We start from the raw sequence: 19,825 nt of genomic DNA on the forward strand, positions 1-19,825 counted from the left end.
CACATGATGACTGCTCAATCGGCCTTTTGGGTCGTCTCAATGGCCTTGCGGACGGCGATGCGGTTCCACCCTGCCTGGATTTCGGCGAACTGGGCGAGAAGCTCGCGCCCCTCGCTGACCTTGACGAAATAGCCAATCATCGCCGCCGCATGCAGGTCGGCCAAGGTCAGCTGGTCGCCAAGCAGCCAAGGCCCTTGTGCCTTCAGCGACGTCAGCACCTTGAGCACCGTTTCGGCTTGCCGCAGGCCAGAGGCGATCAAGCTCTCGTCGGGCTCCGCCTTCTCTAGCCGCTCGACCGCGACGTCCCAGACCATCGACCGGTATCCATAAGCATCGAGCATGCCGATGATCTGGTTCATCCGCGCACGGCTGCGCGGGTCCGTCGGCTGCAGCGCCGGACCGTCGAACGCCTCGTCGACATAGCGCGCGATCACGCTAGTCTCGAACAGGCGAAAGCCGTCATGCTCGAAAGCCGGGATGCGGCCGAACGGGTGGTGTTCGAGGTACCAAGCGGGAATGCCCTCGGAGGCGAAGATGTCGAGCGGCACCAGCTCGTAGTCGATGCCTTTTTCCTCCAGCGCCATCCGCGCGATGCGCACATACACACTGTAATCCGCGCCGTAGAGGATTGGCTTGGTCATGCTGTCGGCCCTTCGCTTTCGCCGGCCCTAAAATGCGAAGGCTCCTTTCGGAGCCTTCGCATTTGGAACTACGGGTACTTACGCCATCGCCTTCTGCAAATTCTCGTCGATCTTGTCGAGGAAGCCGGTGGTCGAGAGCCAGGGCTGGTCGGGGCCGATCAAGAGCGACAGGTCCTTGGTCATGAAGCCGCTCTCGACGGTCTGGATGCAGACCCTTTCCAGAGTCTCGGCGAAGCGCTTCAGTTCGGCGTTGTCGTCGAGCTTGGCGCGGTGCGCTAGGCCACGCGTCCAGGCGAAGATCGAGGCGATCGAATTGGTCGAGGTTTCCTCGCCCTTCTGATGCTGGCGATAGTGGCGGGTGACGGTGCCGTGCGCGGCTTCGGCTTCGACGGTATTGCCATCCGGCGTCATCAGCACCGAGGTCATCAGGCCGAGCGACCCAAAACCCTGCGCAACCGTGTCGGACTGCACGTCGCCGTCATAGTTCTTGCAGGCCCAGACATAGCCGCCGGACCATTTCAGGCTCGACGCCACCATGTCGTCGATCAGGCGGTGTTCGTACCACAGCTTCTTCGACTTGAACTCGGACTCGAATTCCGCCTCGTAGACCTCCTGGAAAATATCCTTGAAGCGGCCGTCATAGGCCTTGAGGATGGTATTCTTGGTCGACAGGTAGACCGGATAGTTGCGCAGCAGGCCGTAGTTCAGCGACGCCCGGGCGAATTCGCGGATCGACTCGTCGAGATTGTACATGGCCATGGCGACACCGGCGCCGGGCGCGTCGTATACGTCATGCTCGATCACCTGGCCGTCCTCGCCGACGAACTTGATTGTCAGCTTGCCCTTGCCGGGGAAGCGGAAATCGGTGGCGCGGTACTGGTCGCCGAAAGCGTGACGGCCGACGATGATCGGCTTGGTCCAGCCGGGCACCAGGCGCGGCACGTTCTTCATGATGATCGGCTCGCGGAAGATGGTGCCGCCCAAAATGTTGCGGATGGTGCCGTTGGGCGATTTCCACATCTTCTTCAGCTTGAATTCCTCGACGCGCTGCTCGTCGGGGGTGATGGTCGCGCATTTCACGCCGACGCCGTATTTCTTGATGGCGTTGGCCGAATCGATGGTCACCTGGTCGTTGGTGGCGTCACGATGCTCGATGCCGAGGTCGTAATATTCGAGCTTGAGGTCGAGATAAGGGTGGATCAGCTTGTCCTTGATGAACTGCCAGATGATGCGGGTCATCTCGTCGCCGTCGAGTTCGACGACCGGGTTCGCCACCTTGATCTTCGCCATGGAAAGAATGCCTCGTTGCTGGGAATGGGACGACCTTGCCCGTGTGGCGTCGGCCGGGGGATGCCGCCCCTATATCAAAGCGCTTTTGGCCACGCAAACGGCGATCTGTCACGAATGGGAGGCATGGCCGCCTTCATTTGCGAACGCTTCATTTTCACGGCCGAATATGGCAGGGGACGCTGAAATGCCGCAAACAGCAGTTCATTGACAGTCATGCCTATCACCAAAGACCCCGCTAACACCGCAGCCGCCGGCCCGGCGATCATTCTGGTCGAGCCGCAGCTCGGCGAAAACATCGGCATGGTCGCCCGCGCCATGGCCAATTTCGGACTGTCGGAGCTGCGCCTGGTCAACCCGCGCGACGGCTGGCCGAGCGAGAAGGCGCGCGCCGCCGCCAGCCGTGCCGACCATGTCATCGATGCGGTCACCGTTTACGAGGATCTGGCCTCGGCGCTCGCCGACCTGAACTTCGTCTTCGCCACCACCGCCAGGCAGCGCGACGGCTTCAAATCCGTGCGCGGCCCGGTGGAAGCGGGCAGGATGCTGCGTGCCCGTCACGGAATGGGGCAACGCACCGGTATCCTGTTCGGTCGTGAGCGCTTCGGTCTCTACAATGACGAGGTTGGCCTTGCCGACGAGATCGTCACTTTCCCGGTCGATCCCGATTTCTCCTCGCTCAACATCGCCCAGGCGGCCTTGCTGATGTCCTATGAGTGGATGAAGTCGGGCCTGGAGGACGAGACCAGAACCAATTTTTCGGGGCCGGAGATGAAGCCGGCAAGCAAGGAAGAATTGCACGGCCTGTTCGCCTATCTGGAAGGCGCGTTGGAAGCGCGCGGCTATTTCCGGCCGGCGCCGAAGAAGCCGAAAATGGTCGACAATCTGCGCGCCGTGCTGACGCGCGCCGGCTTCGCCGAACCGGAGCTCAAGGTGTTGCGCGGCATCATCTCGTCGCTCGACCGGTTTTCACCCGCGATGCCGCGCGGCGATGGGTCACCGGGCGATGACCCGCGGCGTTTGCCCGCGGCCGCCGCGCGCGCGCGCAAGGCGGAGGCTGCTGGCCGGCTGCCGGACGCCAACGGCGACGATGCGGACACGCCGCCGCTCGGCGGCAAGGGAACCGACAATGACTGAGCAGCCGATCCTGATGTTCGATTCCGGCGTCGGCGGGCTCACCGTGTTGCGCGAGGCGCGTGTCCTGATGCCCGACCGGCGCTTCATCTATGTCGCCGACGACGCCGCTTTTCCTTTTGGCGCCTGGGAAGAGCCGGCGCTGCGCATCCATGTACTGGAGCTGTTCGCCAGACTGCTCGACCGGTTCAAGCCGGCCATTTCGGTCATTGCCTGCAATACCGCCTCGACGCTGGTAATCGACGCTTTGCGCGAGACCTTTCCCGGCCATCCCTTTGTCGGCACGGTACCTGCGGTCAAGCCGGCGGCCGAGCGCACGCGCTCGGGGCTGGTCTCGGTGCTGGCGACGCCGGGCACGGTGAAGCGGCAATACACGCGCGACCTGATCAGCAAATGGGCGCAGAAATGCCATGTCCGCCTGGTCGGCAGCGACAGGCTGGCGGGCCTGTCCGAAGCCTACATGCGCGAGGGCTTCGTCGACGAGGAGGCCGTACGCGCCGAGATCGCTCCATGCTTCATCGAGCGTGACGGTATGCGCACCGATATCGTCGTGCTGGCCTGCACGCACTATCCCTTTCTGGTCAATCGCATGCGCAAGACCGCGCCGTGGCCGGTCGACTGGATCGATCCGGCCGAGGCGATCGCACGGCGTGCCCTTTCGCTGCTGCCGCCCATCGATGGGGCGCTGCCGCAGGGCGAGCCCGACATCGCGGTCTTCACCTCGGGCAAGGCGGATTTCGCCGTCAGCCGCCTTATGCAGGGTTTTGGGCTGACCGTGCACTTGGAAAGTGGCGGAGCTGCCCGCCACTCAAACAGGTTCGAAAACGGTCCTGCGTTGATCAGGATCGGCCAGGACCAGCCTTAGCGTCAGACCGTCGCCCTGTCTGGGGCCGGAGGCCTTCACGGTGGCGACCACAGGCATGTCGGCAAGTTGAACGCGCACGCCATGGTCGACGAAGTCGGTGACGACGGCTTTGAATGTCTCACCCTCGCGGCCTTCCAGCATTATCGCCTCCGCAAGGTCGATGGCCGCGTGGTTGATCTGCGAAGCGCGGCTATCGGCACGTCCCATCGCCTTCGGCAATCGGGCGAACGCGTCGGTTACTGCCTGGGGCAAGGGCTGGCCGTTGGCGATAGCCAGCGCGCAGCGCACGACATAGCGATCGGCAAGTCGCCTGAGTGGCGCCGTTGCATGGGCATAGGTCGCGGCCATCGCCTCATGCCAGGGGACAACGCCGTCCTGATAGGGCTGATAAGACGCGCCGGGGCTTGCATGGCGGATTTCCAGCATCAGCGCCGCCTGTCGCGGATCGGTCGGGTCGAGGGTTCGCTGATAGTCTCGCAACCCGGTGGAGGCCGGCCAGGACAGTCCGAGGGCTTGTGCCGCGTTGCGCAGTCTTTGAACCTTGAAGGCATCCGGCCCCGACATCACCCGAAACAAGCCGGTGTGATGCGCCAGCATGGCATCGGCAATCGCCATGTTGGCGGCCAGCGAAAGTGCTGCGTTGTCCTGCTCGGATTGCAGCAGCGGTCTGAACGAAAGCCGGTATGTGCCATCGGCAAGCCTCTCCACCTCCTGCTCGGGTGGATCGACGCGGGAAGCCCCACGGCGCTGTTCGTTCATTGCCATGCGCAGCGCCATTTCGGCGAAGCCGGCCGGAACGTCGGAATCCTTCACGCTGTCATAGGCGAGCTTCGCGCGGCTTTGAATGATTGCCCGCTCCGCGCCGTCCAACTTCGTCGCGCCGTCCTGCGCAACCCGAACCGTGAAGATAACAGCTGGACGGGGTCCGTCCGGCAACAGGCTTGCCGCGCCCTCGGCAATCACCGGCGGGTAGAGCCCGGCCTTGCCGTCCGGCATGTAGAGTGTCTCGCCCCGCGTCCAGGCCTCGAGATCCACCGTGTCGCCGTCCTCGACGAACCAGGCCACGTCGGCAATGGCATAATGCAGCAGAAGATCACCGCCGCTCGCCTCGATCGAGAACGCTTGATCGAGATCGGTGGAGGCAGCCGGATCGAGCGTGACGAAGGGCATCGCCCTTCGATCGGCATGCTGGTCGGGCACACGTTTGGCCGCCGCCTCGGCCGCGGCCACTACATCAGCCGGAAATCCATCCGGCACGTGTAATTCGGTGCGGATTTTCGCCAAGCCAGTGGAGAGAGCCTGTGAGGGATCTGTCAGGGATTTCATTGAGCCGTCCTACACTGGGGTTCCGGACACGGGAAGGCTGCCAACGAAAATCGCCTGGCCGGCCACCGGCTGGCGCCGGGTGGACCGGAACGAGCCACAGGCGCTGGAACCGCCGCCGAAACGCGGCGTTTCTCTTGACAGCAAAGGAGAACCCGCCATGCCAGCCACCTCGAAAGCCCAGCAGAAGGCCGCCGGCGCCGCACTCTCCGCCAAACGCGGCGAGACCAAGAAAAGCGAACTCAAAGGCGCTTCCAAGGGCATGTATGAATCGATGAGCGAAAAGCAGCTCGAGGAATTCGCCGAGACGAAGCGTAAGGGATTACCGGCGAAAAAATCCTAGGATCGAGCGCTTCGAGCCAGACTACCTTGGAATGAAAAAAGGCCAGCGACGGTTCGCTGGCCTTGGGATTGTCGCGTTGAAATGCCTACCAGCGGCAGCGCCGTACTCTCTCGACGATCACCCTGCGATGACCATGCCGCCACACCACTCGCTTTTTGACGATGACGCGGCAGACCTGTCTATGGCCATGCCAATGGCGCGCCATCGCCGGCTCCGGGGCCACCGCCATCGATCCTGCAAGCACCGCGGCGCCTGCCAGGGTAAGGAAGAACTTCTTCATGCAATTGGGCTCCTCTAGCTCCAGTCCCTTCTTGGTGCCGCTGGCGCAAACCTCCCGCCACATCCGGCATCGCATCAACGCCCTAAACGCTATACGGTTGCGCCACGCCGCGCCACTCACAAGCTTGACACCGGTTAAATCTCGGTTTAACCAGCCGCCAACGCCGGGCAGCGATGTCCGGTGTTTGTTTTGTATACGCAAGGTCTGTCACGATAGTCGTTTCCGATCTTGTTTGAACTGACGTGTCCCGTGGGTTTTCCGCCGCGTTGCGTGGGAAAACCCTGTCAGGTCTCGAAAACGGAGGCCAGAGGAGGGCGCGTTTCCTTCACCCGGACCATGAGGTGCCGGGTGTGTTGTTTTGAAAAGGGAATGCGATGAGCAAGCGCGAATCCGCGAAATACAAGATCGACCGCCGTCTCGGCGAAAATATCTGGGGCCGCCCGAAGTCCCCGGTCAACAAGCGTGAATACGGCCCCGGCCAGCATGGCCAGCGCCGCAAGGGCAAGCTTTCCGACTTCGGCCTGCAGCTGCGCGCCAAGCAGAAGCTGAAGGGTCACTATGGCGACGTTTCGGAAAAGCAGTTCCGCAAGGTCTATGAAGAGGCCGACCGCCGCAAGGGCGACACCTCGGAGAACCTGATCGGCCTACTCGAATCGCGTCTCGACGCGGTCGTCTACCGCGCCAAGTTCGTACCGACCATCTTCGCCGCCCGCCAGTTCGTCAACCACGGCCACGTCAACGTCAACGGCAAGCGCGTCAACATCGGCTCGTACCGCTGCAAGCCGGGCGATGTCGTCGAAGTGCGCGAAAAGTCGAAGCAGCTGGTCATCGTCCTCGAGTCGGTCGGCCTCGCCGAGCGCGACGTGCCGGACTACATCGATGCCGATCACAACAAGATGGTCGCGACCTTCTCCCGCATCCCGGGCCTCGCCGACGTTCCGTTCGCCGTGCAGATGGAACCGAACCTGGTCGTCGAATTCTATTCGCGCTAAGCGAACGCTTTTCTGCGATACCGGAAAGGCCGCCCATCGAGGCGGCCTTTTTGTTTCAGGCATCCGCTTTGCGGCGTGTCGCTGAAATCAATTTCGATTTTCCGGCCAATGCGCTAAGCCGGCGGAAGTCACATCCGGGGCCGTCGCGCCATGAACATGCAGCCAGACATCGAAACACTTGAACCGGCCGCCGAAGGCGGCTCCCACCCGCTGTTCGCCGAGGTGCCGTCCTCGGTCGAGTTCAACAAATTGCGCAAGCGGCTGCTGCGGCAGACCCGCCAGGCGATCGAGGACTTCTCGATGGTGAAGCCCGGCGAGCGCTGGCTGGTGGCGCTGTCGGGCGGCAAGGACTCTTACGGCTTGCTAGCCTTGCTGCTGGACATGAAATGGCGCGGGCTGCTGCCGGTCGAGTTGCTGGCCTGCAATCTCGACCAGGGCCAGCCGAATTTCCCCAAGCACATCCTGCCTGACTACCTCGACGCCAACGGCATAGCCCACCGGATCGAATACCGGGACACCTATTCGGTCGTCACCGGCAAGCTCCCCGAAGGCAGCACCTATTGCTCGCTCTGCTCGCGGCTGCGGCGCGGCCATCTCTACCGGATCGCGCGTGAGGAGGGATGTTCGGCCCTGGTCCTCGGCCATCATCGCGAGGATATTCTCGAAACCTTCTTCATGAACCTGTTCCATGGCGGCCGGCTTGCCGCCATGCCGCCAAAACTGCTCAACGACGACGGCGATGTCATGGTGTTGCGGCCGCTCAGCTACTGCGCCGAGGTCGATCTGGAAAAATTCGCCGCCGCGATGCGGTTCCCGATCATCCCCTGCGACCTCTGCGGCAGCCAGGAAGGGCTGCAGCGCAACGCCATGAAGGCGATGCTCGAAGACATCGAAAAGCGGATGCCTGGCCGCAAGGACACGATGGTTCGTGCTCTGTCCAACACCAGGCCGTCGCATTTGCTCGACCGAAAGCTGTTCGATTTCGCCGCCCTCAATGAAACCCTCGCGATCAGGCAAGATATTCCCGATGACATTTGACGATACCGCGATCGACTGGCTGGCCGGCATTCTGGCCGAGGCAGCCCAAGCCGAAATCATGCCGCGCTTTCGCCGGTTGAGCGATGGCGATATCAGGCAGAAGACTTCCGCCGCAGACCTGGTGACGGAGGCCGATGTCAACGCCGAGCGGCTGATCACCGCCAGGCTGCGCGAGCGCTATCCCTCGGCCATGGTGGTGGGTGAGGAGGCCTGCTCCGACAATCCGGCCCTGCTCGACGGCTTGGGCGACGCCGAACTGGCATTCACCATCGATCCGGTGGACGGCACCTTCAATTTCGCATCCGGCGTACCGCTGTTCGGCGTCATGCTGGCGGTCGTGGTCAGCGGCGAGACGGTCGCGGGCATCATCCATGATCCGGTGGGCAAGGATTGGCTGATCGCGGCCAGGGGTGCCGGCAGCCATATCAGGCATGCACATGGCAGCCTGGAGAAAGTGCATGTGGCGCCGCCCGTGCCGATCTCGCAAATGACCGGCGCGGTCTCCTGGCAATATCTCGAGGAACCGGAGCGTTCACGCCTTGCGCGCAATCAGACCAAGGCACTGTCGCAGTTCGCCTATCGCTGCGCCGCGCACGAATATCGCCTGCTGGCCAGCGGACATGCGCATTTTGTCGTCTACAACAAGCTGATGCCCTGGGATCATCTGCCGGGCGTGCTGATCCATCAGGAAGCCGGCGGCCATGCCGCGCGTGTCGACGGCAGCGCCTATCTGCCCTCGCATGTCGACGGCGGCCTGCTTGTCGCGCCGGACAAGGACAGCTGGCAGGAACTGCGCCGCGAGCTGTGGGCGGAATAGGATCAATTCCTGGGGCCTGAACTGTTGGGTTGTACGGTCGAACCCTTGCGTTCTGGCGGAGGCTCTCGAATGAAACGTCGGTTCGCGGTTTTTGCGGCACTTACCTTGTTTGCGAATTGCAACGAGGCGCTCCCGCAAGAGCGCCTCTGCCGTAGCACCGATCCCATCGACACCATCAAGGAGATGTCGGACGCCATCTATGCGTGCTGGCAGCCGCCGCCAGGAACCGCGGGCATGTCCTTGACACTGCGGTTCTCGCTTCGCCGCAACGGCACGCTGATCGGCAAGCCTCGTGCCACCTATTCTGACTTGGGAACCGATTCCCAGCTCGGCCGTGCCTTCGTGGCATCCATCATCAAGGCACTCGACGACGCTCTACCGTTGCCCTTTTCAGATGGCATGGGCGGGGCGATCGCGGGGCGAATGCTTTCTCCTCGCTTCACGGCTCGCTCGAAGATACATCCTGACGCACGTCGCTTGGCCCCGGCTTGGCTTTAAGCCAAACAAAACTCAAGGCGTGTGTTGTCTCAGTGCAGATCGGTGACGTGCCCTGAAACGGGTGCGTTCTGCGGCTGGAACATCTTGCCGCGCTCGGCAATCAGGATCATCAGCAGCGCGGCAACCGAGACGCTGCAGAATCCGGCGGCCAGCGGCGTCACCGTGCCGTTGAAAGCCTGGCCGATCAGCGTGCCGAGGATGCCGCCGAGAAAAGTCTGCATGAAACCCAGGATGGACGACGCCGTTCCGGCCAATTGGCCAAGCGGCTCCATGGCCAATGCGTTGAAATTGGCGCCGAGGCAGCCAAACGGTAGCATGGCGCCGGCAAAGAAGGTGATGAACAGCCAGAGCGGCATTCTCGTTTCGAGTGAAACCACCAGCCAGGCCAGGCTGATCACCAGAAACAGCAGCAGCGCGCTTTGCGACAGGCGGCGCATGCCGACGCGGCCGACGAGGCGCGAGTTGAGATAATTGGAGAAGGCGAGCACGCCCGCGACACCGGCGAAGATGACGGGGAACATCTCGCCGACGTCGAAGACGTTGACATAGATCTGCTGCGCCGAGGCGATGAAGCCGAACATGGCGCCGAAGATGAACGTGCTGGCGAAAGCATAGCAGAGCGCGATGCGGTTGGTGAGCACGATGCGAAAGCCGCCGACGATGGAGGAGACCGTCAGTTGCCGGCGGTATTCGGGATGCAGCGTCTCGGGCAGGCGCAGCAGCGACCATGCCGAAACGACCAGGGCGCCGACGGCCATGGTGACGAAGATCCAATGCCAGGTAGCGAACAGCATGATGAACTGGCCGATGCCTGGTGCCACGACCGGGATGGCCATGAACACCATGAAGATCAGCGACATGACTTCGGCCATACGCCGGCCATCGAATGTATCGCGCACGATCGAGACCGCGATGACGCGCGTGGCGGCCGCGCCAATGCCTTGCACGGCGCGGCATATCAAAAGTGTTTCAAAGCTCGGCGCGATGGCGGCCGCTGCGGCCGCCGCCACATAGGTGATCAGGCCGGCGACGAGCGGCGAACGGCGTCCGAACCGGTCCGAGATCGGCCCGAAGAACAGTTGGCCGCCGCCGAAACCCAGTATGTAGGCGGTGATCACATATTGCCGGTGGTTTTCATTCTCGACGCCGAGCGAGGCGCCGATCTGCTGCAGCGCCGGCAGCATGATGTCGATGGCCAGCGAATTGAGCGCCATCAGCGCGGCGCAGAGCGCGATGAACTCCCAGCGCGGAATGGGCAAGGTGCTTGCCCCGGGCAAGGTGCTTGCCCCTTGCGGCGCTGATTTCTGCTGGTCCACGGCAAGTCCGATCTCTCAAACGAAAACGCGCCGGCGGGCCGGCGCATTGGCTCGTCCTGGTCCCGGGATCCGGGATGTAAAAATTGCCGAGGTGGGGCCGCCCCGGTGGCCGGGGCATGTCGATATCGACATGCCCGATACTGAAGTCAGGCGGCGCCTTTGACGCTCACGCCCTTCTCGACCAGGAAGGTCTGCAATTCGCCAGCCTGGAACATTTCGCGGATGATATCGCAGCCGCCGACGAATTCGCCCTTGACGTAGAGCTGCGGGATCGTCGGCCAGTTGGAGTAGTCCTTGATGCCCTGGCGCAGTTCGGCGGAGTCCAGGACGTTCACGCCTTTGTAGTCGGCGCCGATATAGTCGAGGATCTGCACGACCTGGCCGGAAAATCCGCATTGCGGAAAGCCGGGCGTACCCTTCATGAAAAGCACGACGTCGTTGCCCTTCACTTCATTGTCGATGTAGTCGTTGATACCGCTCATGGAATATCCTTTCATGCCCGTGGGAGTCAGGCTCGAAGCATGTCTTTCAAATAAACCCATAGGTTGCCCGAAACAAGACTTTAGCCATGTCATCACCCGAATGGCGCAAAGAATGGGCCGTTTTGGGCCAAGCGTGTCGGGTGGAAATGCCTCAGTCGGGGACGCTGGTCTGCAGTGCCAGCGCGTGCAGCACGCCGCCCATATTGCCCTTCAGCGCGTCATAGACCATCTGGTGCTGCTGAACGCGGCTTTTTCCCCGAAAGCTCTCGGCCACGACCTCGGCCGCGTAATGGTCGCCGTCGCCGGCGAGGTCGCGGATCGTCACGCGGGCATCCGGTATGCCGTCCTTGATCAGTTTTTCGATGTCGTGGGCGTCCATTGCCATTGCAGAAATTCCTGTTTCGGGAGGGCGGCGGCGCGGCGGCCCATGCGATGAGAGTCGGACAAGCCTAAAGCCTTTCCAATCCGGATTGAAGCGGTTCCGTCCGGTGTCCCTTCTGTTGGTATTCAGGAGAGGGTTTCACCCGGCCCCTGCGCCGGCTCATCCTCGCGCATCGAGAAGGCGCGGCCCAGGCTGAAAACCAGCACATAGAGGGGAAGGTTGACCGCCAGGTTGGCGATCGGCAGATAGCTCGTCATTTGCCAGGCAGGCGAGAAGAACGGCTGGCCGTAGCCATCGCAGATGAGCGAAGAGCCATACTCCCACAAGGCCCCCAAGACGGCCGAGACGGCGAAAAGCTTGACGCAGGTGATAATGTGCCTGGCTCGCGTTGGCTCCGGCAGGAGCCGGTCCCAAAGCACCAGGCAGACGAGCGGAACCGCATAGATGAGGTTCTGCAGGACCAGCATCGGAAGCGTATCGTTGGCCGCGGCGAGAAATTCGGCGCGTGTTTCCAGCCTGGGACAAACCTCAATCGATGTCGTCGACAGCAGGAAGAAGACGAACGGCCCGAGGCACCAGAAGAAGAACAGCGACGGCCAGAAGACGACTGCAAGCAGTGCCCGTACGGCCAGTTTCTTATGATTGAGCAGGATCTTTTCCGAAAACCGGTTTCCACTTTTCGGGATCATGCTCTCGTCAATTGGCCTGATCCATGAAACGCGGGAACCAGCCTTCATGAGCGGCGGTCAGATCGCTGACCGGGATTGCCCTGGCATCGCCGAGTTTCAGCGCGTTGCCCCCCGTCGAGCCGATCCACGGCGCGAAGATGCCCAGTTCGCCCTGCTGCTTGCGGATAGCGTCCCATTCATCGCCATGCGGATCGATCGACAGCGTCAGGAGATAGCGGCCCTGGTCTTCGCCGAACCAGACCGGGATCGGATCGGTACCGACCAGTCCGGGAACGGTCGCGCCGATGCCCGACGCCATCGCCATTTCGGCCAGCGCCACCGCGATGCCGCCGTCGGAGACGTCATGCGCCGCCGTGACGATGCCGGACGCGATCAACGAGCGTACATGGTCGCCGACGCGCTTCTCGTGCTCGAGATCGACCGGCGGCGGCGGGCCATCGCTGCGACCGTGGATATCCCTGAAATAAACCGACTGGCCAAGATGCGTTCCCCAGGAAGCCGGTGCGCCGACCAGCAGGATCATCTGGCCTTCCGCCGCAAAGCCGATCCGCGCCATCTTCGACCAGTCCGATATCAGGCCGACGCCGCCGATGGTCGGTGTCGGCAGGATGCCCTGGCCGTTGGTTTCGTTGTAGAGCGAGACGTTGCCGGACACGATCGGGAAACCAAGCGCCCGGCAGGCGTCGCCAATGCCCTTCACCGCGCCGACCAGCTGGCCCATGATCTCTGGCCGTTCGGGATTGCCGAAATTGAGATTGTCGGTGGCAGCGAGCGGCAGTGCGCCCGTAGCGGTCAAATTGCGCCAGCATTCGGCCACCGCCTGCTTGCCGCCCTCATAGGGGTCGGCTTCGCAGTAGCGCGGCGTCACGTCGGAGGAGAAGGCCAGCGCCTTGGTCGGATGTCCCTCCACGCGCACCACGCCGGCATCCCCGCCCGGAATCTGCAGCGAATTGCCCTGGATCAGCGTGTCGTACTGTTCCCACACCCAGCGACGCGAGGACAGGTCCGGTCCGCCCAGCAGCTTCAGCAGCGCATCGGCGAGGTCGGCTTGCGGGATGTCGTTGGCGGCAAGCGGCGCCGGCTTCTTGGACTCCACCCATGGACGATCGTATTCGGGAGCCTTGTCGCCGAGATCCTTGATCGGCAGGTCGGCGACTTCGTCGCCCTGGTGCCGCACGCGGAAGCGCAGATCGTCGGTGGTCTTGCCGACGATAGCGAAGTCGAGGCCCCATTTGTGGAAGATCGCCTCGGCTTCCTTTTCCTTTTCGGGGCGCAGCACCATCAGCATGCGCTCCTGGCTTTCCGACAGCATCATCTCGTAGGCGCTCATGCGCTCTTCGCGCACCGGCACCTTGTCGAGGTCGAGCTCGATGCCGAGGTCGCCCTTGGCGCCCATTTCGACCGCCGAACAGGTGAGGCCGGCCGCACCCATGTCCTGGATGGCGATCACGGCGCCCGAGGCCATCAGTTCGAGAGAGGCCTCCAACAGGCATTTTTCGGTGAAGGGGTCGCCGACCTGCACGGTCGGGCGCTTCTCGTCGATCCTGTCGTCGAATTCGGCCGAGGCCATGGTGGCGCCGCCGACGCCGTCGCGGCCGGTCTTGGCGCCGAGATAGACGACCGGCAGGCCGACGCCCTTTGCCTCGGACAGGAAGATGGCATCGGTCTTGGCAAGTCCCGCGGCAAAGGCGTTGACTAGGATGTTGCCGTTGTAGCGGGCGTCGAAATTGACCTCGCCGCCGACCGTCGGCACGCCGAAGGCATTGCCGTAGCCGCCGACGCCGGAAACCACGCCGGCGACGAGATGCCTGGTCTTGGGATGGTCGGGCGCACCGAAGCGCAGCGCGTTCATCGCCGCGATCGGTCGCGCGCCCATGGTGAAGACGTCGCGCAAGATGCCGCCGACGCCGGTCGCCGCACCCTGATAAGGCTCGATGAAGGACGGGTGGTTGTGGCTTTCCATCTTGAAGACGACGCAGTCTCCGTCACCGATGTCGACCACGCCGGCATTCTCGCCCGGGCCCTGGATGACCTGCGGACCGGTGGTCGGCAAGGTGCGCAGCCATTTCTTCGAGGATTTGTAGGAGCAGTGCTCGTTCCACATCGCCGAGAAGATGCCGAGTTCGGTAAAGCTCGGTTCGCGTCCGACCAGATCCAATATGCGCTGGTACTCGTCGGGCTTCAGCCCATGCGCGGCGATGAGGTCCGGTGTGATCGGCACGGAATTGGAAATGGTCATGGGCGGCGGTCTATGTCCATGGAGCAGGGATTTTGAGTCTCCTCTTATCGCAAGCTTTGCGGCCAATACACCCGTCGGCGGAGGAAAAAGGCAGAAAGCAACAGGGTGATGACCACGACGGATCGCGCCAGACCCTTCCGTACGCGACGGAAGGCGCCCAGCCAGCTATTGGAGCTTCGCAAAGCCAAATGGGGAACGCCATGATGCCCCGGTCGTTAGGTCCCTATCACTCAGGAGACAGGATCATGGCTACCAAGCAAGGCAAGAACGACAATCGCCTCTCGGACAAGGAGGCTCTCCATATAGCGGAGACCACCGACGCTTCGCCCCGGCAAGCCAAGGAATTGGCCGAGAAGCACGGTAAGGACAAGGCCGAGAAGGAAGCCAAAAACTTCAAGGCCGAAGGCTGATCCGAGTCCGGTTCAAGTCCCAGTTTCGCAAGGCAGCTTCTCGGGGCAAGCTGGGGGGCGCATGGTTCAGGAAAAGCTGTCGTAGCCTGCGCGGCCTTCGTCCAGAAGCCGCCTGATCACCGCGACGCCGCCCGCAATATCCTCGCGCCGCCTCGGCTGCGAAACACCGAAGCGCACCCCATGGAAAACCCGCTCCGAGCGCCCAGCCTTGAATTCATCCTCATCGTCGATCAGCACGCCGTGCTCCAGGCAGGCATTCTTGAAGGTGCCGGAAAGCCAGGGATCGGGCAGGGTGAGCCAGACGAACGGCACTTTGTCGTGCGACTTGAATGAGATGCCCGCCAGACTTTCGCGCACTATGGACATGCGGGCGCTGATCTCCGCGATGCTGCGCTTGCGGACTTCGCCGGCCTGACCGGAAAGCACCAGCCGGGCATTCACCTCGGCCAACAGGAATGGCATGCCGCCGGTCATCATCTTGTGGGCGACACGGATGCGATGGCGATAGGCGGGCGGGCAGGAGAGCCAGCCGCCACGCAGACCGGCGGCGACCGATTTCGACAGGCCGCCGGCAATGATGGTGCGTTCGGGCGCAAATTCGGCAAGCAGCGGTGTCGGGTCGTCGGTCAGATGGCCGTAGAGGTCATCCTCGATCAGGATGACGTTGTATTCACGGGCGACACGCGCGATCGCCTCGCGGCGCGCCGGCGACAAGGTCACCAAGGTCGGATTCTGCGCCGTCGGTATCAGAAATATCATCTTGGGATGCTTTTGCGCGCAAACCCGTTCGAAATCCGCCGGATCGAGGCCTTCATCGTCCGAGGCCACAAGCGCGGTGCGCCGGCCGATCAGACCGGCGCTGCGGGAAATCTGCGAATAGGTGAGGTGCTCGAAGGCGACATAGTCGCCCGGCGTCGTCAGGGCCGCAATCGCGGCCATCACCGCGGCATGAGTGCCGAGCGTGGGGACGATTGTATCGGTCGTTGGCCGAAAGGCGTTCCGTGACAGCCAGCGGGCGCCGGCTTCGTACCAGCGATCCGGGAAATCGCGCGTGTAGCTCGAAATCTCATGCGGATGGTCCTGCGCGGCGCGCGACAGGACGTCGGCGACAATCGCACCCTGGCCGATGTCAGGGGCCGCCGTGCTGTCGAAACGCAGCTTGTCCTTGGGGGCATCGACAGAACGTGTGCCTTCGACGCTGGTGTCGGGGGCCTCCTTTGTAACGCCAGTGCTGTCGCCCAGCACATAGGTGCCCCGTCCGACCTCGCCGCTGACGAGGCCGCGCTCACGCAGCAATTGATAGGCCCGGCCGACCGTGCCGACCGTGGCACCGATGTCGTAGGCGAGGTCGCGCTGTGGCGGCAGCTTTGCCCCGGCGCCGATCACGCCCCGGTCGATATCCGCTTCGATGGAATCCGCGAGCCGTTGATACAGCGGACCTGAACCCGTGAGATCTGGAATCCAATTTGTCATGGTGACAATTTTCTATATTGCACCGTTTTGGGAGTCAATACATATCAATGGCGCGCTAAAAAGGGTGCAATTGATATTCTGGCAGAAAGAAAATGGATACAATCGGAACATTCCACCACTCGAGAACCGAATTACTCGGCCAGCCTGCTCGCCCGTCCGGGCAGCGCGGCTTCGTCGGCCGGCTTGTGCGAGTGGTCAAGTCGCTGGCGAAATGGATCGACCACCTGCTGGAACGCCGGCGCGGCCGGCTGGCACTGCTGGAGATGACCGACGATCAACTCAAGGACATCGGCCTCTCGCGCTGCGACGCTCACCGCGAGGGCATCAAGCGGCTCTGGGAATAGCACCCGGCCTATCGGGCGCCTTTGCTCCTGAGGCGCTTGATGCCGTGATCGACGAAAACGGCGACGACGCATATCGCCACGAACAGCGCGGTGATGGCGAGCGCCGCTACAGTGACGCTCTCGACGCCGTTCCTGGCGATATCGAGAAAGGGGTAGGGCACCTCGCCCGCCAGCGGCGCCCGGGCCAGCGCATAGGCCAGATAGGCGATGGGATAGACAACCCACCAGGAGATGTCGCTCCATCTCGTTCTGCCGTCGGGCCTGATATCAGCCACCACAGGACAAACAGCACCGGCGTCACATAGTGCAGCAGGACGTCGCAAAGCAGGAACAGGCCTTGTGGCTGCCAGAGCCGCGCCAGCACAGTGGCATAGACAATGAAGACCAGAGTGATCGAGACCGCGACGCCCGTGCGCATCCGTGGTCCGGCAAAGGCCGGCAGCCACGCATAGCCGCTGGATGACAACAGCGAGGTGTGGACCAGCACGGCGCCAATGTTGGTCAGGATGGTGAAGAAGCTGAAATAGAACACGATCGAGCCGAGCAGGCTGCGGCCTGCTTCCATCGATGCCGGAATGGTGATCGAGAACTGCAGGGCGAGCGCTATCAGGCCAACAGCCAACCCTGCGGTCTGCAGGAACCGGCCCATGGCTGGCTCAGGCTGTGGCTGCGCAGGCCGGATTGCCGGCCTGCCAGCGCGCGACATCCGAGCTGATGCGTGCGCCAAGCGGGTCGTTCATCAAGGGTCCGAAGACGTCGACATGGCTTGAATTCCCCTGCGCCTGCACGACCAGCAACGGTTTGCCGCCATAGTGCTTGGCCGGCACCAGCAGGAAGCGCGGCTGGCCGCTGAACGAGTTCAGCTCATTGGCCATCTGATATTGCTTGAATGCCGGATCCTTGCTGGCGATCCAGCATTTGTGAGCCGATATCGCCACCTGTTCCATGGCCAGCAGCGCGGGACTTTTGCCCGACGGCACGGGCGCGCTCTTGGGGCTCGATTGGCACGATGCCAAGGCAAAGCCTGACGCGGCGATCAGGGCGATCGTCCTGTTCTTGATCAAGCGGCACCCATTTCGAGTTCGGACGGAAAGATCTTCAGGCCGTCGGTCATCTCGCCCCATACCCTGGACAATGCGGGATGCTGCGAAGCGATCTGCTGATAAGCATCGAATTTGGGATAGGCGTCGAGCAGGTCGTGGCGGCCTGTCATGGAGCGGAAATTGTTGAGGATGAACCGTGTCGGCGTCAGCCAGGCATCGGCAAGGCTGATGTCGTTGCCGAGCGCGAAGGGGCCTTGCGCCATGCGTGCCTCGATGGCCGCCAGCCCATGGTGGAGACGGGCGAACTGGGCGTCGATCTCGGCAGTGTTGCGCTTCGGCACGAAATGCAGCTCGAAAAGCTTCATCGTCGGCGTCAGCACATCGAGATCGGTGATGCGCGCGAACATGCGCACCAGCGCGCGGTCCTTCGAATCGGGCGGCAACAGCGCCGGTTCGGGAAACCGTTCTTCGAGATACTCGGCGATGACCACCGATTCGACGATCGTTTCGCCCGAGCCGGTGATCAGAACCGGAATCCGGTTCATCGGCGATATGGCGCGAAACTCCTCGGGGATCGGAAAACCCGGCGGCGGCGCGATGATCTTGAGTGGCACGTCCTTGATATAGGCCAGTGCCCGAACGATCGACGAGTAGGGCGACAGCGGCCGCGAATAGAGTTTCATGACCGTCTCTCCCTCACGCTATGATTTTGAACTGCCGCAATTCTCGAGGTTGCGGTTGCAAACTTCAAGCGGCAATGCCCAAGGCGCCTTCGAACAGCGCCCTGCCGTCATTGCCGCCATGCGCCGCTTCTATCAGGTTCTCGGGATGCGGCATCAGGCCAAGCACATTGCCTTGTTCACTGACGATGCCGGCAATGTCGTTGATCGAGCCGTTCGGATTGGTGCCTTCGGCATAGCGGAACACCACCTGGCCTTCGCCTTCGAGACGGGCAAGCGTGTCGGCGTCGGCAAAGTAATTGCCGTCATGATGCGCCACCGGCGAGCGGATGATCTGGCCCGGCTGGTAGCGGCGGGTGAACATGGTGTTGGCGTTGGCGATCTCGAGCTTGACCTGCCGGCAGACGAACTTCAGCGAGGTGTTGCGCATCAGCGCGCCGGGCAGCAGCCCCGCCTCGACCAGGATCTGGAACCCGTTGCAGACGCCGATCACCATCACGCCCTTGGCCGCCTTTTCGGCGACCGCCCGCATCACCGGCATGCGTGCCGCGATCGCGCCGCAGCGCAGATAGTCACCGAAGGAGAAGCCGCCCGGAATGGCGATCAGGTCGACATCGGGGATTTCGGTGTCGGTCTGCCACACGGTTGCCGGCGCCTGTCCGGAAATCTTGGTCAGCGCCGCGATCATGTCGCGGTCTCGGTTGAGGCCAGGGAGAAGGACGACGGCTGATTTCATGGCATGTCCAATTGAGTCAGGAGGCATATCCAGTTTTGGCGTATCGGCAGCGTAGTTGCGGGTCAAGCGCCGGTTAAGGCTTTTGAGCTATTTATCGGCTGCAAACCGGGCAGACAAATTTGAAGAGCGGCTTGGAATTCAAACACGAAGACGGCCGATGGGCGTCTGGCGTCTCCGGTACCACGGTGATGCTTTTGTCGGCATTCATCTATGCATTTTTCTCTCAGGCCGACGCTAGCTTCGCGACGGCGTTTTCGAGAATGTTTTCGCTAGAGGTCGACCTTGGACTTTGCTCTTCATCTTTTGCCAGTCTCATTATGGCGCAGATTGTCTACGGGCTGACGGTCTGCTTCGTGCTGTTAGGTCTCATGGTGGCCGTGGGCATCGCTGCCATCCTTGATCCTTCGAACGGGGTTCGATATCTCAAGTTGCTTCTCGCAATATTGGCATTTCTTCTTGTCTTGCTGGCATTGGCTATGAAAGACAACGGATTTTGGCTTGAATCAGTAGGTCGAAGGCTTATCATGCGGCATCTAAGTATTGCAGACGCATGCTCTCAAAGTCACAATGTTGATTTTATCCGTATCTATATAATAAGTGCCTGCATTTTATTTTGGACATGGATTCTTATGTCGATGGGTGTGTCCCGCTTTCTGGCCATATACTTTCACCGTGACTACGATGATTTGCCAAAGGATCCTCGGTTTCGTGCCGAAATATTAGCAATACGTGCTAACACTACTTTGGCAGATCTTTAGCAGAGAGGGTTCTGCGGCAGTGGGGACAACGGATTGGGGGCGGCTGCGCGAGCGC

General features: G+C 62.2%; 23 protein-coding genes and 1 pseudogene. 10 read left to right on the forward strand and 14 right to left on the reverse strand.

Annotation, left to right across the window (positions count from 1 at the left end; translation table 11 throughout):
* Nucleotides 1–14: 14 nt before the first annotated feature.
* A complete protein-coding gene (locus tag LB543_RS02275) occupies nt 15–641 on the reverse strand; it encodes a glutathione S-transferase family protein (protein ID WP_224612813.1) in 627 nt (208 codons plus the stop codon).
* A gap of 78 nt (nt 642–719) precedes the next feature.
* The gene (locus tag LB543_RS02280; RefSeq protein WP_140812898.1) at nt 720–1,931 is read right to left on the reverse strand and encodes an NADP-dependent isocitrate dehydrogenase; all 1,212 of its coding nucleotides are present in this window, start codon (nt 1,929–1,931) and stop codon (nt 720–722) included.
* 213 nt (nt 1,932–2,144) lie between these two features.
* On the opposite strand from LB543_RS02280, the gene LB543_RS02285 reads away from it, so the two are divergent.
* Nucleotides 2,145–3,065, forward strand: a complete 921-nt coding sequence (locus tag LB543_RS02285; protein WP_224612815.1) for an RNA methyltransferase — start codon at nt 2,145–2,147, stop codon at nt 3,063–3,065.
* Complete coding sequence (gene murI, locus LB543_RS02290; RefSeq protein ID WP_224612817.1) at nt 3,058–3,927, forward strand: glutamate racemase; 870 nt, start codon at nt 3,058–3,060, stop codon at nt 3,925–3,927. Before LB543_RS02285 ends, murI begins: the two co-directional genes overlap by 8 nt.
* Here murI and LB543_RS02295 read toward each other — a convergent pair.
* Complete coding sequence (locus tag LB543_RS02295; RefSeq protein WP_224612819.1) at nt 3,871–5,253, reverse strand: RNB domain-containing ribonuclease; 1,383 nt, start codon at nt 5,251–5,253, stop codon at nt 3,871–3,873. The two genes, murI and LB543_RS02295, sit on opposite strands and share 57 nt — an antisense overlap.
* A 157-nt stretch (nt 5,254–5,410) precedes the next feature.
* Between LB543_RS02295 and LB543_RS02300 the strand changes: the two genes are divergently transcribed.
* Complete coding sequence (locus LB543_RS02300) at nt 5,411–5,593, forward strand: DUF3008 family protein (protein WP_140755192.1); 183 nt, start codon at nt 5,411–5,413, stop codon at nt 5,591–5,593.
* An 85-nt stretch (nt 5,594–5,678) separates the two neighbouring features.
* Here LB543_RS02300 and LB543_RS02305 read toward each other — a convergent pair whose 3' ends face one another.
* Nucleotides 5,679–5,873: a hypothetical protein gene (locus tag LB543_RS02305; RefSeq protein ID WP_140755190.1), complete on the reverse strand. Its 195-nt coding sequence runs from the start codon at nt 5,871–5,873 to the stop codon at nt 5,679–5,681.
* Between the two features lie 374 nt (nt 5,874–6,247).
* On the opposite strand from LB543_RS02305, the gene rpsD reads away from it, so the two are divergent.
* The 4 genes from rpsD to LB543_RS02325 all read left to right on the forward strand — a co-directional run bounded on the left by rpsD (nt 6,248) and on the right by LB543_RS02325 (nt 9,218).
* Nucleotides 6,248–6,865, forward strand: a complete 618-nt coding sequence (gene rpsD, locus LB543_RS02310; RefSeq protein ID WP_140755188.1) for a 30S ribosomal protein S4 — start codon at nt 6,248–6,250, stop codon at nt 6,863–6,865.
* Nucleotides 6,866–7,015: 150 nt separating this feature from the next.
* Nucleotides 7,016–7,903 carry a tRNA 2-thiocytidine(32) synthetase TtcA gene (gene ttcA, locus LB543_RS02315; RefSeq protein ID WP_140755186.1) on the forward strand — a complete coding sequence of 296 codons (888 nt, stop codon included), beginning with the start codon at nt 7,016–7,018 and terminating at the stop codon, nt 7,901–7,903.
* Nucleotides 7,893–8,720, forward strand: coding sequence for an inositol monophosphatase family protein (locus LB543_RS02320; RefSeq protein WP_224612822.1), 828 nt, complete (start codon nt 7,893–7,895; stop codon nt 8,718–8,720). The genes ttcA and LB543_RS02320 overlap by 11 nt, the downstream gene beginning before the upstream one ends.
* Nucleotides 8,721–8,789: 69 nt before the next feature.
* Entirely contained in the window at nt 8,790–9,218 is a 429-nt protein-coding gene (locus LB543_RS02325; RefSeq protein ID WP_140812892.1) for a cell envelope integrity protein TolA, read from the forward strand.
* 29 nt (nt 9,219–9,247) lie between these two features.
* Here the strand turns inward: LB543_RS02325 and LB543_RS02330 are convergent, their stop codons facing one another.
* The 5 genes from LB543_RS02330 to purL all read right to left on the reverse strand — a co-directional run bounded on the left by LB543_RS02330 (nt 9,248) and on the right by purL (nt 14,326).
* Nucleotides 9,248–10,534 carry a multidrug effflux MFS transporter gene (locus tag LB543_RS02330; protein ID WP_411908730.1) on the reverse strand — a complete coding sequence of 429 codons (1,287 nt, stop codon included), beginning with the start codon at nt 10,532–10,534 and terminating at the stop codon, nt 9,248–9,250.
* A gap of 146 nt (nt 10,535–10,680) precedes the next feature.
* Nucleotides 10,681–11,016 (reverse strand): Grx4 family monothiol glutaredoxin, encoded by a 336-nt coding sequence (gene grxD / locus LB543_RS02335; RefSeq protein WP_013895877.1) that lies wholly within the window; start codon nt 11,014–11,016, stop codon nt 10,681–10,683.
* 151 nt (nt 11,017–11,167) lie between these two features.
* Nucleotides 11,168–11,401, reverse strand: a complete 234-nt coding sequence (locus LB543_RS02340; RefSeq protein ID WP_015318146.1) for a BolA/IbaG family iron-sulfur metabolism protein — start codon at nt 11,399–11,401, stop codon at nt 11,168–11,170.
* Nucleotides 11,402–11,523: 122 nt separating this feature from the next.
* A complete protein-coding gene (locus LB543_RS02345) occupies nt 11,524–12,087 on the reverse strand; it encodes a hypothetical protein (RefSeq protein ID WP_224612824.1) in 564 nt (187 codons plus the stop codon).
* A 7-nt stretch (nt 12,088–12,094) separates the two neighbouring features.
* A complete protein-coding gene (gene purL, locus LB543_RS02350; protein WP_224612826.1) occupies nt 12,095–14,326 on the reverse strand; it encodes a phosphoribosylformylglycinamidine synthase subunit PurL in 2,232 nt (743 codons plus the stop codon).
* A gap of 245 nt (nt 14,327–14,571) precedes the next feature.
* Between purL and LB543_RS02355 the strand changes: the two genes are divergently transcribed.
* Nucleotides 14,572–14,736 (forward strand): hypothetical protein, encoded by a 165-nt coding sequence (locus LB543_RS02355; RefSeq protein WP_181178252.1) that lies wholly within the window; start codon nt 14,572–14,574, stop codon nt 14,734–14,736.
* 66 nt (nt 14,737–14,802) lie between these two features.
* On the opposite strand, the gene LB543_RS02360 is transcribed toward LB543_RS02355, so the two are convergent.
* A complete protein-coding gene (locus tag LB543_RS02360) occupies nt 14,803–16,209 on the reverse strand; it encodes a PLP-dependent aminotransferase family protein (protein ID WP_224612828.1) in 1,407 nt (468 codons plus the stop codon).
* Nucleotides 16,210–16,301: 92 nt separating this feature from the next.
* Between LB543_RS02360 and LB543_RS02365 the strand changes: the two genes are divergently transcribed.
* Entirely contained in the window at nt 16,302–16,553 is a 252-nt protein-coding gene (locus tag LB543_RS02365) for a DUF1127 domain-containing protein (RefSeq protein WP_224612829.1), read from the forward strand.
* An 8-nt stretch (nt 16,554–16,561) separates the two neighbouring features.
* Here the strand turns inward: LB543_RS02365 and LB543_RS02370 are convergent.
* The 4 genes and pseudogenes from LB543_RS02370 to purQ form a co-directional block, all read right to left on the reverse strand.
* Nucleotides 16,562–17,202, reverse strand: a pseudogene (locus LB543_RS02370) (Pr6Pr family membrane protein).
* 7 nt (nt 17,203–17,209) lie between these two features.
* A complete protein-coding gene (locus tag LB543_RS02375; RefSeq protein WP_224612832.1) occupies nt 17,210–17,617 on the reverse strand; it encodes a hypothetical protein in 408 nt (135 codons plus the stop codon).
* Nucleotides 17,614–18,279 carry a glutathione S-transferase family protein gene (locus tag LB543_RS02380; RefSeq protein WP_140755168.1) on the reverse strand — a complete coding sequence of 222 codons (666 nt, stop codon included), beginning with the start codon at nt 18,277–18,279 and terminating at the stop codon, nt 17,614–17,616. Before LB543_RS02380 ends, LB543_RS02375 begins: the two co-directional genes overlap by 4 nt.
* Nucleotides 18,280–18,343: 64 nt before the next feature.
* Complete coding sequence (gene purQ / locus LB543_RS02385) at nt 18,344–19,012, reverse strand: phosphoribosylformylglycinamidine synthase subunit PurQ (protein WP_140755166.1); 669 nt, start codon at nt 19,010–19,012, stop codon at nt 18,344–18,346.
* Between the two features lie 131 nt (nt 19,013–19,143).
* On the opposite strand from purQ, the gene LB543_RS02390 reads away from it, so the two are divergent.
* Nucleotides 19,144–19,770, forward strand: a complete 627-nt coding sequence (locus tag LB543_RS02390; protein ID WP_224612834.1) for a hypothetical protein — start codon at nt 19,144–19,146, stop codon at nt 19,768–19,770.
* Nucleotides 19,771–19,825 lie beyond the last annotated feature (55 nt).

The sequence above is a fragment of the Mesorhizobium sp. ESP7-2 genome, from assembly GCF_020164715.1.
Taxonomy (GTDB): Bacteria; Pseudomonadota; Alphaproteobacteria; order Rhizobiales; family Rhizobiaceae; genus Mesorhizobium.

What these genes read in the sequence shown, in the direction of transcription:
- LB543_RS02295 (WP_224612819.1), bottom strand. Translation starts at nt 5,253, where the DNA reads ATGAAATCCCTGACAGATCCCTCACAGGCTCTCTCCACTGGCTTGGCG.
- LB543_RS02305 (WP_140755190.1), bottom strand. Translation starts at nt 5,873, where the DNA reads ATGAAGAAGTTCTTCCTTACCCTGGCAGGCGCCGCGGTGCTTGCAGGA.
- murI (WP_224612817.1), top strand. Translation starts at nt 3,058, where the DNA reads ATGACTGAGCAGCCGATCCTGATGTTCGATTCCGGCGTCGGCGGGCTC.
- LB543_RS02340 (WP_015318146.1), bottom strand. Translation starts at nt 11,401, where the DNA reads ATGGCAATGGACGCCCACGACATCGAAAAACTGATCAAGGACGGCATA.
- LB543_RS02275 (WP_224612813.1), bottom strand. Translation starts at nt 641, where the DNA reads ATGACCAAGCCAATCCTCTACGGCGCGGATTACAGTGTGTATGTGCGC.
- rpsD (WP_140755188.1), top strand. Translation starts at nt 6,248, where the DNA reads ATGAGCAAGCGCGAATCCGCGAAATACAAGATCGACCGCCGTCTCGGC.
- grxD (WP_013895877.1), bottom strand. Translation starts at nt 11,016, where the DNA reads ATGAGCGGTATCAACGACTACATCGACAATGAAGTGAAGGGCAACGAC.
- LB543_RS02320 (WP_224612822.1), top strand. Translation starts at nt 7,893, where the DNA reads ATGACATTTGACGATACCGCGATCGACTGGCTGGCCGGCATTCTGGCC.
- LB543_RS02360 (WP_224612828.1), bottom strand. Translation starts at nt 16,209, where the DNA reads ATGACAAATTGGATTCCAGATCTCACGGGTTCAGGTCCGCTGTATCAA.
- ttcA (WP_140755186.1), top strand. Translation starts at nt 7,016, where the DNA reads ATGAACATGCAGCCAGACATCGAAACACTTGAACCGGCCGCCGAAGGC.
- LB543_RS02285 (WP_224612815.1), top strand. Translation starts at nt 2,145, where the DNA reads ATGCCTATCACCAAAGACCCCGCTAACACCGCAGCCGCCGGCCCGGCG.
- LB543_RS02380 (WP_140755168.1), bottom strand. Translation starts at nt 18,279, where the DNA reads ATGAAACTCTATTCGCGGCCGCTGTCGCCCTACTCGTCGATCGTTCGG.
- LB543_RS02280 (WP_140812898.1), bottom strand. Translation starts at nt 1,931, where the DNA reads ATGGCGAAGATCAAGGTGGCGAACCCGGTCGTCGAACTCGACGGCGAC.
- LB543_RS02355 (WP_181178252.1), top strand. Translation starts at nt 14,572, where the DNA reads ATGGCTACCAAGCAAGGCAAGAACGACAATCGCCTCTCGGACAAGGAG.
- purQ (WP_140755166.1), bottom strand. Translation starts at nt 19,012, where the DNA reads ATGAAATCAGCCGTCGTCCTTCTCCCTGGCCTCAACCGAGACCGCGAC.
- LB543_RS02345 (WP_224612824.1), bottom strand. Translation starts at nt 12,087, where the DNA reads ATGATCCCGAAAAGTGGAAACCGGTTTTCGGAAAAGATCCTGCTCAAT.
- LB543_RS02365 (WP_224612829.1), top strand. Translation starts at nt 16,302, where the DNA reads ATGGATACAATCGGAACATTCCACCACTCGAGAACCGAATTACTCGGC.
- purL (WP_224612826.1), bottom strand. Translation starts at nt 14,326, where the DNA reads ATGACCATTTCCAATTCCGTGCCGATCACACCGGACCTCATCGCCGCG.
- LB543_RS02300 (WP_140755192.1), top strand. Translation starts at nt 5,411, where the DNA reads ATGCCAGCCACCTCGAAAGCCCAGCAGAAGGCCGCCGGCGCCGCACTC.
- LB543_RS02325 (WP_140812892.1), top strand. Translation starts at nt 8,790, where the DNA reads ATGAAACGTCGGTTCGCGGTTTTTGCGGCACTTACCTTGTTTGCGAAT.